Source organism: Hymenobacter aerophilus DSM 13606, assembly GCF_000382225.1.
GTDB lineage: Bacteria > Bacteroidota > Bacteroidia > Cytophagales > Hymenobacteraceae > Hymenobacter > Hymenobacter aerophilus.
On sequence record NZ_KB907807.1, the window covers coordinates 74,783 to 90,191 of the forward strand.

The 15,409-nt window shown below is 62.8% G+C and carries 13 protein-coding genes; 6 read left to right on the forward strand and 7 right to left on the reverse strand.

Annotation, left to right across the window (positions count from 1 at the left end):
• Nucleotides 1-18: 18 nt before the first annotated feature.
• The gene (locus tag H145_RS20445; RefSeq protein WP_019947584.1) at nt 19-828 is read left to right on the forward strand and encodes a M57 family metalloprotease; all 810 of its coding nucleotides are present in this window, start codon (nt 19-21) and stop codon (nt 826-828) included.
• A 417-nt stretch (nt 829-1,245) separates the two neighbouring features.
• Here H145_RS20445 and H145_RS24040 read toward each other — a convergent pair whose 3' ends face one another.
• The 5 genes from H145_RS24040 to H145_RS0107835 all read right to left on the reverse strand — a co-directional run bounded on the left by H145_RS24040 (nt 1,246) and on the right by H145_RS0107835 (nt 6,718).
• Nucleotides 1,246-1,467 carry a hypothetical protein gene (locus tag H145_RS24040; protein WP_157541357.1) on the reverse strand — a complete coding sequence of 74 codons (222 nt, stop codon included), beginning with the start codon at nt 1,465-1,467 and terminating at the stop codon, nt 1,246-1,248.
• A gap of 54 nt (nt 1,468-1,521) precedes the next feature.
• Nucleotides 1,522-4,161, reverse strand: coding sequence for a S8 family serine peptidase (locus H145_RS0107820; protein WP_083937722.1), 2,640 nt, complete (start codon nt 4,159-4,161; stop codon nt 1,522-1,524).
• A 134-nt stretch (nt 4,162-4,295) separates the two neighbouring features.
• A complete protein-coding gene (locus H145_RS0107825; RefSeq protein ID WP_205619301.1) occupies nt 4,296-5,243 on the reverse strand; it encodes a hypothetical protein in 948 nt (315 codons plus the stop codon).
• 52 nt (nt 5,244-5,295) lie between these two features.
• Entirely contained in the window at nt 5,296-6,078 is a 783-nt protein-coding gene (locus H145_RS0107830; RefSeq protein WP_019947587.1) for a UDP-2,3-diacylglucosamine diphosphatase, read from the reverse strand.
• On the reverse strand, nt 6,053-6,718 hold the full coding sequence (locus H145_RS0107835; RefSeq protein ID WP_019947588.1) for a LutC/YkgG family protein: 666 nt from the start codon (nt 6,716-6,718) through the stop codon (nt 6,053-6,055). The genes H145_RS0107830 and H145_RS0107835 overlap by 26 nt, the downstream gene beginning before the upstream one ends.
• Before the next feature lie 289 nt (nt 6,719-7,007).
• On the opposite strand from H145_RS0107835, the gene H145_RS24045 reads away from it, so the two are divergent.
• Complete coding sequence (locus H145_RS24045) at nt 7,008-7,205, forward strand: hypothetical protein (protein ID WP_157541361.1); 198 nt, start codon at nt 7,008-7,010, stop codon at nt 7,203-7,205.
• A 60-nt stretch (nt 7,206-7,265) separates the two neighbouring features.
• Nucleotides 7,266-7,715 (forward strand): hypothetical protein, encoded by a 450-nt coding sequence (locus H145_RS0107845; RefSeq protein ID WP_157541363.1) that lies wholly within the window; start codon nt 7,266-7,268, stop codon nt 7,713-7,715.
• A 99-nt stretch (nt 7,716-7,814) separates the two neighbouring features.
• Here the strand turns inward: H145_RS0107845 and ftsH are convergent, their stop codons facing one another.
• Both ftsH and rsfS read right to left on the reverse strand, forming a co-directional pair.
• A complete protein-coding gene (ftsH, locus tag H145_RS0107850) occupies nt 7,815-9,950 on the reverse strand; it encodes an ATP-dependent zinc metalloprotease FtsH (RefSeq protein ID WP_019947591.1) in 2,136 nt (711 codons plus the stop codon).
• A gap of 185 nt (nt 9,951-10,135) precedes the next feature.
• Nucleotides 10,136-10,528: a ribosome silencing factor gene (gene rsfS, locus H145_RS0107855; RefSeq protein ID WP_026351348.1), complete on the reverse strand. Its 393-nt coding sequence runs from the start codon at nt 10,526-10,528 to the stop codon at nt 10,136-10,138.
• Nucleotides 10,529-10,570: 42 nt separating this feature from the next.
• Between rsfS and H145_RS0107860 the strand changes: the two genes are divergently transcribed.
• The 3 genes from H145_RS0107860 (at nt 10,571) to H145_RS0107870 (ending at nt 15,337) form a co-directional block, all read left to right on the forward strand.
• Nucleotides 10,571-11,332, forward strand: a complete 762-nt coding sequence (locus H145_RS0107860; protein WP_026351349.1) for a biotin--[acetyl-CoA-carboxylase] ligase — start codon at nt 10,571-10,573, stop codon at nt 11,330-11,332.
• Between the two features lie 262 nt (nt 11,333-11,594).
• Nucleotides 11,595-12,002 carry a T9SS type A sorting domain-containing protein gene (locus H145_RS22670; protein ID WP_019947594.1) on the forward strand — a complete coding sequence of 136 codons (408 nt, stop codon included), beginning with the start codon at nt 11,595-11,597 and terminating at the stop codon, nt 12,000-12,002.
• Nucleotides 12,003-12,343: 341 nt separating this feature from the next.
• Nucleotides 12,344-15,337, forward strand: a complete 2,994-nt coding sequence (locus tag H145_RS0107870; RefSeq protein WP_019947595.1) for a glycosyltransferase family 117 protein — start codon at nt 12,344-12,346, stop codon at nt 15,335-15,337.
• The last annotated feature ends 72 nt before the right edge of the window (nt 15,338-15,409 follow it).

Sequence of the window (15,409 nt, forward strand, 5' to 3'; positions counted from 1 at the left end):
TCCTCACAACCAAACACCATGAAGAAAAACAACTTACTGGCTGCCCTGGCTTTGTTGGCCTCCACCGGACTCGGCCTCTCGTCGTGCCAGCAGAAAGACAACGTGACGGTTAAGAACCAGGTCTCGGAAAACGCCCTCGGCCAGATCAAGGCACTGGGCTTCACGACGGCCGATGCCCGCCAGACCGATGAGGGTGTGGTGGTGGAAGGCGACATTCTGCTGACCAACGAGATGCTGGCCGCCCAGCCCGAGCACAACCTGCTGCGCGTGGGCCAGGATGAGCAGTACCGCACCACCAACCTGGTAGGCCGCCTGCCCCGGGTACTCACCGTAAGCGTGTCGAGCCAGTTCCCGAACGGCTACGTGCAGGCCGCCGACGAGGCCATCCGCCGCTACAACGCCCTGGGTCTGCGCATCACGTTCCGCCGCATCACCTCGGGCCGCGCCGATTTGCCCATTACGTACTCGGCCAACCTGGGCCCCGGCGTGCTGGGCCAGTCGGGCGGCTTCCCCTCCAACGGCAACCCTGCTCCCGGCTTCAAGCTGGCCCCGAGCGTGATTGGCGGCCGCAGCATCAACAACGTGGCTACCATCATGGCCCACGAAATTGGCCACTGCATCGGCTTCCGCCACACCGACTACTTCAACCGTGCCTATAGCTGCGGCGGTGCGGCCTCCAACGAGGGCGCCAGCAACATCGGCGCCATCCTCATCCCCGGCACGCCTTCGGGCGCCGACCCCAACTCGTGGATGCTGGCCTGCATTGGCTCGACCGGCGACCGGCCCTTCACCGCCAACGACCGCACGGCCCTCAACTACGTGTATTAATAGCTGTTAGCTGTTAGCTGTTAGCTGTTAGCTGTTAGCTGTTAGCTGATTTACTGGAACCGCCCCGGCTCGTTTGCGCCGGGGCGGTTTTTGTTTGACGCTTTTGCACGCGCCTTGTGCGCCGGTCTTTTCAGCCCCAGCGGGGCGACATATCGGTAGCCAGAAGCAACCACAATCACCCCAAAGCCCCAGCGGGGCGACACCAGCCGTTGGACGATTGGTGCTGCCCCGCTGGGGCTTTGGGGTGATTGTGGTTGCTTCTGGCTACCGATATGTCGCCCCGCTGGGGCTTAGGTCGCTCACGTCACCGTTTCAATCGTTTACGCTTCCTCTATCTTCCTTCACGCTACTTCTTAACCTGTTCACATCGTCTCTTTAGCCGTTCACGCCACCCCTTTACTCCTTCACGCTGCCTCTTTAATCATTCACACCGGTCGGCAAACTATTCACACCGACCAGAAGATCATTCACGCCAACCAGTAACCTGTTCACACCCTCCGGATAGTCGTTTGCACCGTCCGGAAGACCATTCACACCAACCGGAAAGTCGTTCACACCGTCCGGAAGACCATTCACACCAACCGGAAAGCCGTTCACGCCTTGCGGAGGATGATTCACACCGGCCGGAAAGCCGTTCACGGCTCCCGGAATGGCATTATCGGGATGGTGAATGCATTTTCGTGGGGCGAATACTTACAGTACCAGTACGCGGCGCGTGATTTCGGCGCCGGTGCGCAGGCGGATGCGGAGCAGGTAGGTGCCGGGGCGCAGGGCATCGGTGGCGATGCGCTTGATGACGCCCACTTCGGCGGCTTCGGTGCGCAGCAGCCGGCCCGTCAGGTCGAACAGGCGCACCTCGGCCGACTCGTTGGGGGGCAGCACGATGCGTAGCGGCTCGCCGGCGGGCAGCGGCACCGGGTACACCAGCACATCGGCGGCCTGCACGACGCGGAAAACCCGCTCGGGCTGGCTGTACACGCTGGCGCCGCTGCTGAGCGTGAGCCGGGCCCGGTACCGCGAGTAGCCGGCCGGCGCCGTTGGGTCGAACAAATCCATTGTAAGACCGGGCACGGGGCTCAGGCGCTGGACTTCCAGGAAGCTGCCGTCGGGCAGCTGCCGCTCCAGCGCCACGGCCTGCAATCGGTACACCGAGCCCAGCGCAAGGTCGAAGCGGACCGAATCGGTGACCAGGAGGCGGGGCGCGAAACTGCGTACGTAGCAGCCGTGGTCTTCCTGCAGCACGTCTTCGGTAGCCCCGCGCGGCCCCACCCGGCCGGCTACCACGGGCGCCACGGCGAAGTAGCGGGCGGCAACTTCGGCGGTAGTCAATAGCAGGGTGGTATCGGTGAGGCGGCGCAACGGCTCCAGGTGGGTGGCGCCCAACCGGTACACCTGGTACTGCGTGGCGCCCGGCACCTTGCGCCAGGTCAGCAGCGCCTCCTCGGGGCAGCTGTAGGCCACGGTCAGGGCCAGTGGCCGGGCCACAAAAAAGGTGTCGGACAGGGCCGTAGTGGCGCCCGCCACCAGCCGCAGCTGGCCGGGCCGGGTGGCATCGGGGGCCGTCCAGCGAAACAGCTTATCGGCCAGGTTGACGCTGGCACTCAGCACCGTCCAGGCCGTCTGGCCCACGGGCTTGTATTCGAGCCGGGCCGTAGTGGCCGGGCCGGTCCACTGCCAGCGCAGCAGCTGGCCGGTTGCGCCGGCTTCCAGACCGCGGGTTTTGGTGGGCGCCGTCCAGGTCAGGCCGCTTTCCAGCTCGTAGGCCACACTGAACGCCTGCGGGCCCTGGGGCACGGCAAAACCGCGCACCCGCAGCTCGTAGGTGCCGGCCACGGGCACATCGAGCGTGATTTGCTCGGCGTTGTCGCGGTGGTTGGGGCAGCGGCGGGCGGGGCGGGCCAGCGAGTCGCGGTGCGGGTAGGCGCTCAGCGTCCAGGGCAGCCAGGTTTGGTTGGTGGCGGGCCGGCGCAGCGTCAGGTCGAGGTCGTTGATGAGGGCCGAGGTGGCGCCCGCGGCGGCTTCGGGGTCGGTCCAGGCCAGCGTTATTTTGAGCCGATGCACGCCGGCGGGCACGGTAATGGGGAAAACGCGCTCCTGCCCGGTGGTGGCCGTGCCTTCCACGAAGCGGCCATCAAGCACCGTCTGCACGGCCCCCAGCGCGTCGGCCTGCCCATAGCCAGCCACGAAATCAACCTGGGGCCGGCCCACGTCATCGGCCGAATTCAGCAAAGCGGCCCGCACCAGCGCCGCCGTGGGCAGCGTGCCGCGCCGCTGCTGGTGGGCCTGCTGCACCAGCAAGCTGATGCCCGACACCAGGGCCGCCGCGTCGGAGGAGCCGCCGGCCCCGTAGGCCACCAGCTCGGGCTTGAGGCGGCCGTCGGCGGCCGGCCCACGCGAGCTGCGCGGGTTCACCAGCCCAAAGGCATCGGTAACGCCCACGCTGAGGCTGTTCTTGGCGTTCTTGAACTCGCCGGTGAGGTTGGCCAGGCTGTCGAGGCCGGCGTAGGGGCCGCCGGTCGGGGCGGGCAGCTGGCCCGAGTTGCCACTCGAAAACACGTGCAGCAGCGTGGGGTACTGACGGGCCTGCTGGTCGTAGGCGCGGGCCTCCTGACCGTAGAAATTCTCCACGTCCACCCCGTACGAGTGGTTTTGCACCGATACGCCCTGGGCCGCCAGCTTCGCTCCGTCGTCGGGCAGCAGGTTGTCGTAGCTGGATTGGGCGATGCGCGCCCGCCAGGCCACCCCGCGGCCATCGGGCGAGGTGTTGCCGCCGCCGGCAATAATGGTGGCCATGATGGTGGAGTGCGAGTTGAGCGTGGCCGCCAGCGGGTCGGGCTCCAACAGCCGCCCCCGGAAATCGAGGTCGGCAATATCCAGCGGGCTTTCCTTCACCGACACTGTGAGGCCCTGACCCGTGAGCGTGGGAAAGCGCGCGTGCACGGCCGTCACCTTGTTCACCCCGAAATCGAGGCCGCCCAGCTCCCGCTCGGGGCGCGCCCGGCGGTCGGCGGCCTGCACGAATTTCACCCAGGGGCAGTCGGCCAGCACGGGAGCACTCAGGCCCTGCACCCGCAGCAGCCCTTTCTGGTGCGGCTCGGCTTCGGCCGCGGCACCGGGCCGGGTGCGGGCCAGCCACTGCCGGAATGCGGCTTCGTCGGTTACGCTTACCCGCAGCGGCCGGGGGGCATTATCGGACAACTGCCGCAGGCTGGGAGCCAGCCGGGCGGCGGCGGGCCGGGCCGGGGCCTGGGCTTCCACCCGAACAGAAACGGCCGCACTCAGCAGCATAAACAGCAAAGTAGCCCCGGCGCGGCGGAGCGAAGCAGGTGGCATAGCGGCGTGGTTGGGGCAGGAAGGATGAGGCGACAGGCGAGGCAACAGCCACTGGCGCAGCGGCTTCCAAATATAGCCAGAAATCCAGTCGGCGGCCAGCCCTGCGCTGCCCAATTGGCCGGGCCGCCAGCAGCTTACTTGCCGGGGATTTTGTACACCTGCACGCCCGCCACCGTCAGCAGGTAGGCATATTGGTCGCTCACCAGCACCTGCTGCGCATCCGGCACCGGCAGCGGCAAGGTGCGCTCGGTCAGGTTGTAGAGGTGGAAAAAACGCAGGCCGTCGGGTGCCAGGTAGTACAACTCGTCGCCGCGGAAGCCTACGTAGGTCAGGCCCGGCAGCGGCAGCTTCTTGCGGAAGTTGCCCAGGCTGTCGAACACGTACACGCCGCTGTTCTTGTCCACCAGATACAGGTTGTTCTGATACTCGCGCAGGAACCGGAAGTCGGGGCGAGAACGGCCAATCAGGATATCGAGCGGGGTGCTGATGGTGAACCGCTTCTGGGTTGCATCGAATTGCCGCAGCGTCAGGTCCGACTCGTTGAACAGCCAGTAACGGTCGTCGGGGGCCAGCGTCGCCACCCGCGCCTGCCCGTCGAGGAACTGAAGCAAGGGCAGCTCGCTGATGGGCGACAAAAACCGGTCGAGCAGCAGCACCTGCTGGCGGTCATCGTAGAAAGCCAGGATTTTGGCCGTGTTCCAGGCTTCGACCTGCATCACGTGGCCGGGCAGCGGCGGGGCGTACACGTTCAGCGGCTGCCCGTCGGGCCCAAACTGGCGCAGGTTGTTCTGGCGGTCGGTTACATACAGGTTGCCACGCCGGTCGAGCGAGGCCGCGCCCGGCTGGGGCAGCGCCACAGTGCGCACCAGCTGCCAGCTAAGGGCCGCACCGGCCGTATCGGGCCGTAGCGGCGCTACGGGCGCCGCCGCCTGCCCGGCCGGCACCACCGAGCCGGCCGGCGGCGCGGTGGTCTGGGCGTGGGCGGGAAGGGAGAGGTTAGATGTAAGGAATGAGAGGAAGAGAATTTTTAGAACTGAGAGTTGAGAACTGAGAACTGAGAACCTGTTGTCCACAATGATCATTTCCTCACTTCTAGGCGCTAACTTCTTATTTCTAAGCTCTAAGCTCTTATACCTAGCCCCCATACTCCAATAACGCCAGTTGCTCGCCATCATACACGCCGTAGGTGCAATAATTGACCCATTCGCCGAGGTTGACGTAGCGGCTGCCGGGGGCTACTTCTACGTCGAGGGGCAGGTGGCGGTGGCCGAACACGTAGTACTCGTGCGGAAACTGCTGCTGCAGCTGGCGGCAATAGGTCAGCAGCCACTCGTCGTCGCCCAGGAAATGGTCGTCGGAGGGGCCGTTTTGCAGGCGGCTGTGACGGCTCCAGCGGTTGGCCAGCCCGATGCCGAAGTTGGGGTGCAGCCGCGCAAACAGCCACTGGGCCACCGGCGAGGCAAACACCCGCTTCAGCAGCTTGTAGGTGTGGTCGCCCGGCCCCAGCCCGTCGCCGTGCCCGATGTGGAACTGGTGCCCGCCGATGCGCTGGCTGACCGGGTGGCGCAGAACGGGGATATTCAGCTCCTGGGTGAAATAATCGAACATCCACATATCGTGGTTGCCGGTGAAAAACGTCACCGGCAGGCCCGCATCGGTCAGCTCGGCCAATTTGCCCTGCAGGCGCGTGAAGCCCCGCGGAATGGCGTGGCGGTACTCAAACCAGAAGTCGAAAATATCGCCCAGCAGGTAGATGGCCGCCGCGTCGCGGGCGGCCTCATCGAGCCAGCGCACAATGCGCCGCTCCCGCTCGCGCGAACGGGCGGCATCGGGCGCGCCGAGGTGGAAATCGGAAGCGAAGTACACCCGGCAGCCGGGCGGCAGGGCCAAATCAGGCAGTTGGGGCGGGCGCGTCATCGAGCAGGAAAAGGGCGAGGCGGCGCGGGCCATGCGCCCCAAGCACCAGCGTTTTTTCGATATCGGCCGTGCGGCTCGGGCCCGAAGTCAGGGAAATCATGGACGGCAGCTTGCCGGGGCCGTATTTGCGCTGCATCAACTGCAGCGCATCGGCGATGTCGGCCACCACCTGCGAGGTGCGGGCCAGCACCAGATGCTGGTCGGGGTAGATGCTCAGCCGCCGCCCGCTGCCCGTGGCGCCCGACACTAGAATGCTGCCGGTACGGGCCACCAGGGCCTCGCAGCTCGTCAGGCCCGCGTCGGCGTGCTCGCGAAAGTCGTCCTCATCACCCCGAAAAACCAGGTCGCCGGCGTGCAGCAGCTTTTTCAGCTCCGGCTCCCACACGTAGAGGTGCTCCAGCTGCTGCTCCTTTTTATAGAGGAACAGCTGATCGTAGAAGTGCTCCACCGACTCGCAGTAATAAAAGGCGCCGCCCACCCGCACGAAGCTTTGGGCGAAGGCCACGGCCAGGTCGTCGGAATCGGCGGGGCGCGGGTGCAGCGGGGCCGCAAAGTCGGGCCGGGGCGCAGCCGCCGCGCCGGGCGTCCGCAGGGCCTCACGGATGCGGCTTAGAATGAGGTCACGGGAGCTTTCGGCCATACCACAAAGGTACGCGGGTTTCGGCAGGCTGAAAATCCGGCAGCTTCTCAAAATGAACCTATTTTTTCTGCTTTTCCCAACAAGAGGCACAAAGCGTTTTTTTCTGCCTCCGAATCCAACCACAGCTTATAAAATTCGGGCTTTTGCTGCCTGCTTAATCGGCTTGGTATGCCCTGCAGGTCGTTAAGGCCTAATTCTGCTTTGCTAACAAGCTGAACAGCAAAGTCCAATATTGATAATGGCATCTTTTTGGTATTTCCGCTGCCAGTCCTTCACCCTTATCCCTGCTATGCAACACTCGCCTGCCGTCAGCTCCACTACCCCGACTGCGCCGGCCACCTGCTTTCTTGTGGCCACCGAGGCCGACTTCCACGCCTGGCTGCAGGAACTGCTCCCCGGCATCCGGGCCGCGCTGGCCCGGCAGGGCTTCGAAAAAGCGCGCCAATTAAGCGCCTTTCAGCAGTTTCTGCGCGAAAGGACGAACTGATGATAAAGATTGAGATGTTACAAATTAATTACCTTTCGAACCTTCACTCTTATATCTCAGATGAAAAACACGTTTTCAACTATTGCCTGTTTATTCTTGGCTGTGGGCAGCATCGCCCTAACAAGCTGTGACGATGACACGGACAATCCAGTAGGTCCTGTTACTGTCCCGCAAACAGTAAGCTTTCAGTTTGGCATGCGCGGATATATGTCTGCCCCAGCCACAGTTGCCCGTTTTGGCGTGGCTGCTACCAAGGAGGAAGCACAAAAAGGCCTTGGCACTTTATATACCGGCAAGATCAATTATGGTGACACCAAAGGCGGTAAAGAAACAGTAGATTTTGCCTTAACAAACCAAGTAAAGGGCACCAACCGCTGGGTATATGTCTCGACGGCGGCCAAGCCGACCGGCAACCAGACAATAACGCTTAACTGGAACATTGCTGATATGCTGACTCTGGACGCTAGTTCAGCTGACACTATTGTGGTGAAGGAATTGGTTGTGCGATAGAGCCACCAGCTTTATCAGAACCAGACCGTTTTACAATCAACTACGCATAAAAAAAGCCCGCCGGATGGCGGGCTTTTTTTATGCACTTCAGTGTATCGATTACACCGGGGTAACGGTCGAGCCGCTGGGCTCGGTGGACGAGTTGCCGGCTCCTTCGCCGCCCTGGTCGATGCCGGGCAGGTTCAGGTCGGGCAAATCATTGTCCAGCGCTACGGGGTGCTCCTGCTTCCGCTCGCTCAGGGTTTCCGAGCGGTCGGTGCCGGCCATGTGGGCCTGGTAGCTGGTCTGGGTGTCGTAGGGGCGCGGGCCGACGAGGCGTTCCAAGTCGTCCTGGAGCAGCACTTCCTTTTCCAGCAGCTCCTTGGCAATTACCTCCAACTCGTGCCGGCGCTCAGTCAGCAGTTCCTTGGTGCGGATGTAGGCCTGCGAGATAATGGTACGCACTTCCTCGTCAATCATCTGCGACGTAGCTTCCGAATAAGGCTTGGTGAAGCCGTACTGGTCCTGGCCCTTCGAGTCGTAGAACGATACGTTGCCCAGCTTCTCGTTCATGCCATACATCGTCACGATGCTGTAGGCCACCTTCGTGATGCGCTCCAGGTCGCTCAGGGCGCCGGTCGAAATCTTGCCGAACACCAGCTCCTCGGCGGCGCGGCCGCCCAGCGTCATGCACATTTCGTCCATGAGCTGCTCGGTGTTGTAGAGGAACTGCTCGCGGGGCAGGTACTGCGCGTAGCCCAGCGCGGCCACGCCGCGGGGCACGATGCTCACCTTCACCAGCGGGTCGGCATGTTCGAGGAACCAGCCGGCCACCGCGTGGCCCGCCTCGTGGTAGGCCACAATGCGTTTTTCGCCGGGGCTGATGATTTTGTTTTTCTTCTCCAGGCCACCAATTACGCGGTCGACGGCGTCGGTGAAGTCCTGCATGGTCACCATCTTCTTGTCGCGGCGGGCGGCAATCAGGGCGGCTTCGTTGCAGACGTTGGCAATTTCGGCGCCGGCAAAACCGGGCGTCATAGCGGCCAGCTTGCGGGAGTCCACATCGGGGGCCAGCGTGAGGGGCTTGAGGTGGACGCTGAAAATCTGGGTGCGGCCGTTGATGTCGGGCTTATCGATGCTGATCTGGCGGTCGAAGCGGCCGGGGCGGAGCAGGGCCGAGTCGAGCGTGTCGGGGCGGTTGGTGGCCGCCAGAATAATCACGCCGGAATCAGTGCCGAAGCCGTCCATTTCTACCAGCAGCGAGTTGAGCGTGTTTTCGCGCTCGTCGTTGCCGCCGGGCGTGTTGCCGCGGCTGCGGCTGCGGCCGATGGCGTCAATTTCATCGATAAAGATGATGCACGGCGCCTTGGCCTTGGCCTGCTTGAACAGGTCGCGCACCCGGGCCGCGCCCACGCCCACAAACATCTCCACGAAGTCGGAGCCCGAGAGCGAGAAGAACGGCACATCGGCCTCGCCGGCTACGGCTTTGGCCAGCAATGTTTTACCAGTACCGGGAGGGCCTACCAGCAGCGCGCCCTTCGGGATTTTACCGCCAAGTACGGTGAACTTCGAGGGGTTCTTGAGGAACTCCACGATTTCCTCCACTTCCTCCTTGGCTTCTTCGAGGCCGGCCACATCCTTGAACGTCACCTTCACCTTGTCGCCCCCCTCAAAGAGCGCGGCGCGGCTCTTGCCGATATTGAAAATCTGGCCGCCGGGTCCGCCCGCACCGCTCATGCGGCGCATCAGGAACCAGAAGCCCACGAAGAGCAGAATCATGAAGCCCCAGGTGCCGAGGAAGTCGCCAAAACCGCGCTCATCCGTGATTTTCAGGCCTACCTGCCGGTCGGTGGGCAGCGTGGCCTGCAGCTTGTCGAGGTCTTCCTTGAACACTTTGCCATCGACTACGCGGAAGGCAAACTGCGGTCCGGTGGCCGACACGCCGGCGCCCGGCAGCCCCAGCGGGCTGCGCTGGGTGGTGAGGCGCTTGCTGTACTCGGGCTTCTGCAGGGCTTCCTTCTTGAGGCTGACCTGCACTTCCCGGTCGTTGACGAGGGCCAAGTCGGCCACGTCGCCGGCCGTGAGCATCTGCTCGAAATCGCGCTGCTTGATTTCTACCAACCGGCTTCCGCTGGAAAAATAGACCATCCCGAGGATGAGCGCCACCAACCCCGAGAGGACCCACAACTGCATACCGGGCTTGGGGGCCGGGTTGGGCAGGGGGGATTTTTTCTTTTTGGGCGTCGTATCAGACATGAATTGCTGAGTGAATAGTTAGGATGAATAGTTGCGTTGAAACGAAGAGCCGCGCAAGCCCGGAATAGTTGACTCGGCGCCCGCCCGCGTTCCATACCTGAAACAACAGACGGGCGGATTTCGTCTCACCACGCATCGGCCGGCCAACTCTCTACCCCAACCCAACCACTGCCTACTAAGTTAAATTAGTTTGCGGCGGCCGAAGCCTCTTCCTCCACGTAGGTAATTTCGGCGTCGCCCCACAGCTCTTCGAGCGAGTAAAACTGGCGCCGGTCGCGCAGAAACACGTGCACTACTACGTCGACGTAGTCGATCAGCACCCACTCGCGGTTGGTGCGGCCCTCGGTCTGCCAGGGGTTCTGGCCGGTGAGCTTTTCCACTTCCTCTTCTACCGAGCGGGCAATGGCGTCGATTTGCGTATCGGATGAAGCCGAGCAGATAATAAAATAATCGGCAACGGCATTTTTAAGGTCTTTGAGGTTGAGGACGACGATATCGGACGCCTTCTTCTCCTGCATGCCGCGCACGACGACATCTGCCAACTTGTCCGAATCCTGTCGAACTGAGGTACTTTTCATAAGGTCTTGGTAGGTTTGAATAGCACAAAGTACGAAAAACAGATGGCGGCACTGGTCCCCCAAACGCTCTTCACGGGCCAACAGCTTCTCTGGCTGCCCGAATGCGGCTCCACCAACTCGGAAGCCCAGTTATTGGCAGGCCAAAACCGGGCCACGGATGGCTGCTGCGTGATTACCGACAAACAGACCGCCGGCCGGGGCCAGCGCGGCAACCAGTGGGAGGCCGCGCCCGGCGAAAACCTGACGCTGTCGGTAGTCTGGAAACCGGCCTTTCTGCCCGCCGCCGACCAGTTTCTGCTCAGCCAGGCGGTGGCGCTGGCCGTGCACGACTGGCTGAGCGCGCTGCTCGGCCCCGGCCCGGCGCTGCGGGTGAAGTGGCCCAACGACCTGTACTACGGCGCGCAGAAGCTGGGCGGCATCCTGATTGAGAACACGCTGAGCGGCGCAAAAATTCAGCACAGTATCGTCGGAATCGGCCTCAACGTGAACCAGCAGCAGTTTGGCGTACCCACGGCTACTTCGCTGAGCTGCCTGACGGGCCGGGCCTACGAGCTGGCCCCGCTGGCCGCCCGCCTGCTCGAAAGCCTGGAGCGCCGCTACCTGCAACTGCGCGCCGGCCGGGTGCGCGCGCTGCAAACCGACTACCAGGCCGTGCTGTATCGGTTTGGTGAGGAGCATACCTACGAGGCCGGCGGCCGGCGCCTGCGCGGGCGCATCGTGGGCACCGACGCGGCCGGCCGGCTGGCGCTGGAAACCCATGGCCAGATCCGCCACTTTGACCTGAAGGAAATCCGGTATCTGTAAATGCAGCGGCCCCGGGGCATATATCGGCTGAACGCTACATTATTTTCGCCTTGCACCGGTCTAAAAGCCAACTATTTACGTACCTTGAAGGCCGGAACCCTAAACCCAGGGGCAACCTACGGGCTTTAAGCGGTATCTGTACCCCGACTGCCGGCCGCCAGCCGGGTGGGCACGGTAGTTGCAAATTGCCCCTCCAGCTGCCCCAAACACCGTTTGTCAGGCCCCGCCAGCTGGCCTCCTCCCCTACGCTCCTCTGAATGTCATGAAATTTACGCCCCGTTTTTTCACCTTTCTGCTGTTGCTGTTGTGGCAACTGCCGCAGCTGGCCGCCGCCAGCTACGCGCCGCCGTCGGCCGCGCAGGGTCGCGCCCCGGTTGCCGGAGTTCCTACGTTGGCCGCCCGTATGCTGAGCCCCACTTTCTCGCTGGCCCCCAACCCTGCCCACGGCATCGTTACGCTCTCCATGAGCCAGTATGCGGCCGGCACCGAGTACCGGCTGCGGCTGAGCAACATCATCGGCCGCGAGGTGCGCACCGTGGCGTTGCGCCCCGAAGCCGCCGACCGTGGCATGTCGCTCAACCTGGCTGACTTGCCCTCCGGCATGTATTTCTACAGCCTGCTGCAGAACGACAAAGTGGTTTCGACCAAGCGGCTGGTGTTGCAGAACTAGCTTTTTGCGCTACAAGCGGCAAGCTGCAAGCCATAAGCTGCAAGCCACAAGCTTTACGGCCTGTCATCCTGAGCGCAGCGAAGGACCTTATCACGCTGGAACGACCGTAACAACGCCTCGTCTTCACGTAATAAGGTCCTTCGCTGCGCTCAGGATGACAGGCCGTAAAGCTTGTGGCTTGCAGCTTATGGCTTGCAGCTTGCCGCTTGTAGCTCTTAAAAGAGGTGTTGGTTGATTTGGGGATGCGGCTCGGGAGTTATTGGCTACTTTTGAACTTTCGCTGACCTGCTTTCCCGATTCTCCTGCCCTTTTGCAAGCGGCGGGCCTCTCTCACTTTCTGTATGCGGAGTTACAAAAGCCTGAATAACCTCGTCGGCTGGGGCGTATTTGCCCTGGCCACCGTTGTTTTCCTGATGACCCTGGAGCCCACGGCTTCGTTCTGGGACTGCGGCGAGTTCATTGCCTGCTCGTATAAGCTGCTGGTGCCGCACCCGCCCGGCGCCCCCACGTTCCTGCTGCTGGGCCGGCTGTTTTCCATGCTCAGCTTCGGCGACGTCACCAAAGTATCGGTGCTGGTGAATGCGCTGTCGGCGCTTAGCTCGTCGTTCACGGTGCTGTTTCTGTTCTGGACGATTACCATGCTGGCCAAGAAGCTGGTGCTGCACCGCCCTGGCATGCACGACGACCGGCTGCTGGAGCCCAGCTTCGGGCAAACGCTGCTAATTATGGGCGCGGGCGCCGTGGGCGCGCTGGCCTACGCTTTCTCCGACTCGTTCTGGTTCAACGCCGAAGAGGCCGAGGTGTACGCCATGTCGTCGCTGTGCACCGCGGCCGTGGTGTGGCTGATGCTGAAGTGGGAAAACCGCGCCGACGAAGCCGATTCGGACCGCTGGCTGGTGCTGATTGCCTACGTGATTGGCCTGAGCATCGGGGTTCACCTGCTGAATCTGCTGGCCATTCCGGCGCTGGGCTTCATCTATTACTACCGCCGCACCCAAAACCCTACCATGTGGGGCGGGGTGGCTACGCTGGTTATCAGCAGCGTGATTGTAGGCCTGATTCTGGCCGGTATCATTCCGGGACTGCCCACGCTGGCGGGCGCGTTCGAGGTGTTCTTCGTGAACAGCGTGGGCCTGCCCTTCAACTGGGGCATTATCATCTTTCTGCTGGTGTTTGTGGGCCTGATCTGGTTCGGCTTCCGGCAATCGTTCCAGCGCCGCAACCGGCTGCTGAACACCGTGATGCTGAGCTTCGTGTTCATTCTGATTGGCTATTCTAGCTACCTGATTGTGCCCATCCGTAGCTCCTATCACCCTACTATCAACGAAAACAACCCCGAGGACGTGCTCTCGTTCGTGAGCTACCTCAAGCGCGAGCAGTACGGCGACCGGCCCCTGCTCTACGGTCCGCAGCTCAACGCCCAGCCCATCGCCCAGACCGAGGGCGCCCCGCGCTACGTGCGCCAGGGCGACAAGTACGTGGTGGCCGAGTACCGCCCGGTGCTGGAGTACCGCCCCGAAGATAAAATGCTGCTCCCGCGCATCTACAGCCCCGACCCGCTGCACGTGTACAACTACCAGAAATGGGTGGACGTGCAGAAGGACGTGAAGCCGACTATGGGCCAGAACCTGGCCTTCCTGTTCCGCTACCAGATGGGCCACATGTTCTGGCGCTACTTTATGTGGAACTACGTAGGCCGCGAGGGCGACTTGCAGCAGTCGGGCGTTTTGTGGGGCAGCGCCGACGGCAACGGCCTGCCTGAGCGCGTGGCCGACAGCCCGGCCCGCAACGCTTTCTTCGCGCTGCCGCTGCTACTGGGCTTGCTGGGCCTCTATTTCCACATCCGCCGCGACGGCCGCAACGCCTTTATTGTGGGTTTGCTGTTCCTGTTCACGGGTCTGGCCATCGTTATTTATCTCAACCAGCCGCCCATCGAGCCCCGCGAGCGGGACTACACCTTCGCGGGCGCCACGTTTGCCTTCGCCATCTGGATTGGGTTGGGCGTGCTGGCGCTGGCCGAGTTGCTGCAATCGGTGCTCAAAGCTGATACCACCCGCGCCGGCGTGGTGACGCTGGCCGGCCTGATGGTGCCGGGCATTATGGTAACGCAGGGCTGGGACGACCACGACCGCTCCGACCGCTTTCTGTCGGTTGATTCGGCCAAAAACCTGCTGAACTCCTGCGCGCCGAACGCCATCCTGTTCACCAACGGCGACAACGACACCTTCCCACTCTGGTACGCCCAGGAAGTGGAGGGCGTGCGCACCGACGTGCGCGTGGCCGTGCTCAGCTACCTGAACACCGACTGGTACATCGACCAGATGAAGCGCCGCTCCTACAAATCGGCCCCGCTGCCGATTTCGATGGAGAACAAGGACTACAAGCAGGGAACCAACGACTACCTGCCCTACGCCGAAAACCCGGCGGTGCCGGCCGTGGATGTGCGCCAGTTTATGCAGCTCGTGGAGGCCAACAGCCCGCTGCTGCAGGTCAGCTACGGCGACGGCAAAAACATGCTGTCTTTCCCCTCGCGCAACTTCTATTTGCCGATTGACACCGCCGCCGTGGCCAAGTCGGGCATCATCCCGGCCGACCGCCGCAAGCAGCTGGTGACGCAGATGGACTGGAGCGTAGGCAAGAGCGCCATCGAAAAGAAGACGCTGCTCATCCTTGATATTCTGGCCACCAACAACTGGGAGCGGCCGGTGTACTTTTCGAGCACCGTCGATTCGCGCGACTTTATGGGCCTGCAGCCCTACTTCCAGCTCGAAGGCATGGCCTACCGCATTCTGCCGGCCCGCAACCCCGACGCCGACCCCAAAACGGGCAACGCCGACGAGGGCTTCGTGGAAACGGGCCTGATGTACGACAAGCTGATGAAGCAGTTCGCCTACCGCGGCCTCGACAACCCCAACATTTTCTACGACGAAAACAACCTGCGCTTCCCGGCCAACTACCGCGACAAGTTCTCGCGCCTGGCCGATGCGCTGCTGATCAAGGGCGACAAGGTGCGGGCCAAGCAGGTGCTCGACAAGGCCTTCGAAGTGATGCCCGACAAGGCCATTCCGTACGACTACTACGTGCCCCAGTTCATTCCGGCACTGCTGGCCGTGGGCGAGCAGGCGCGGGCCAACGAAATCATGGACACCATGACCGACCGCGCCGAGCGGGGCCTGGCCTACTATAGCACCCATAACCAGGCCCTGTTCGACCAGGAATACCAGACGTATCTGATGACGCTCAACAGCATCGGCCGCGCTGCCGAGGCCATCGGCGACCGGAAACGGGCCGAGCGGGCCATCAAGCTATTGCAGCAGTATTACAATCCGCGCTAGTAGTGCACGGTTTTTGAGCGCTGAAGCCGGCTCCGGGAACGGGGCCGGCTTTTTCGCGTAAAGTCGTTGGCC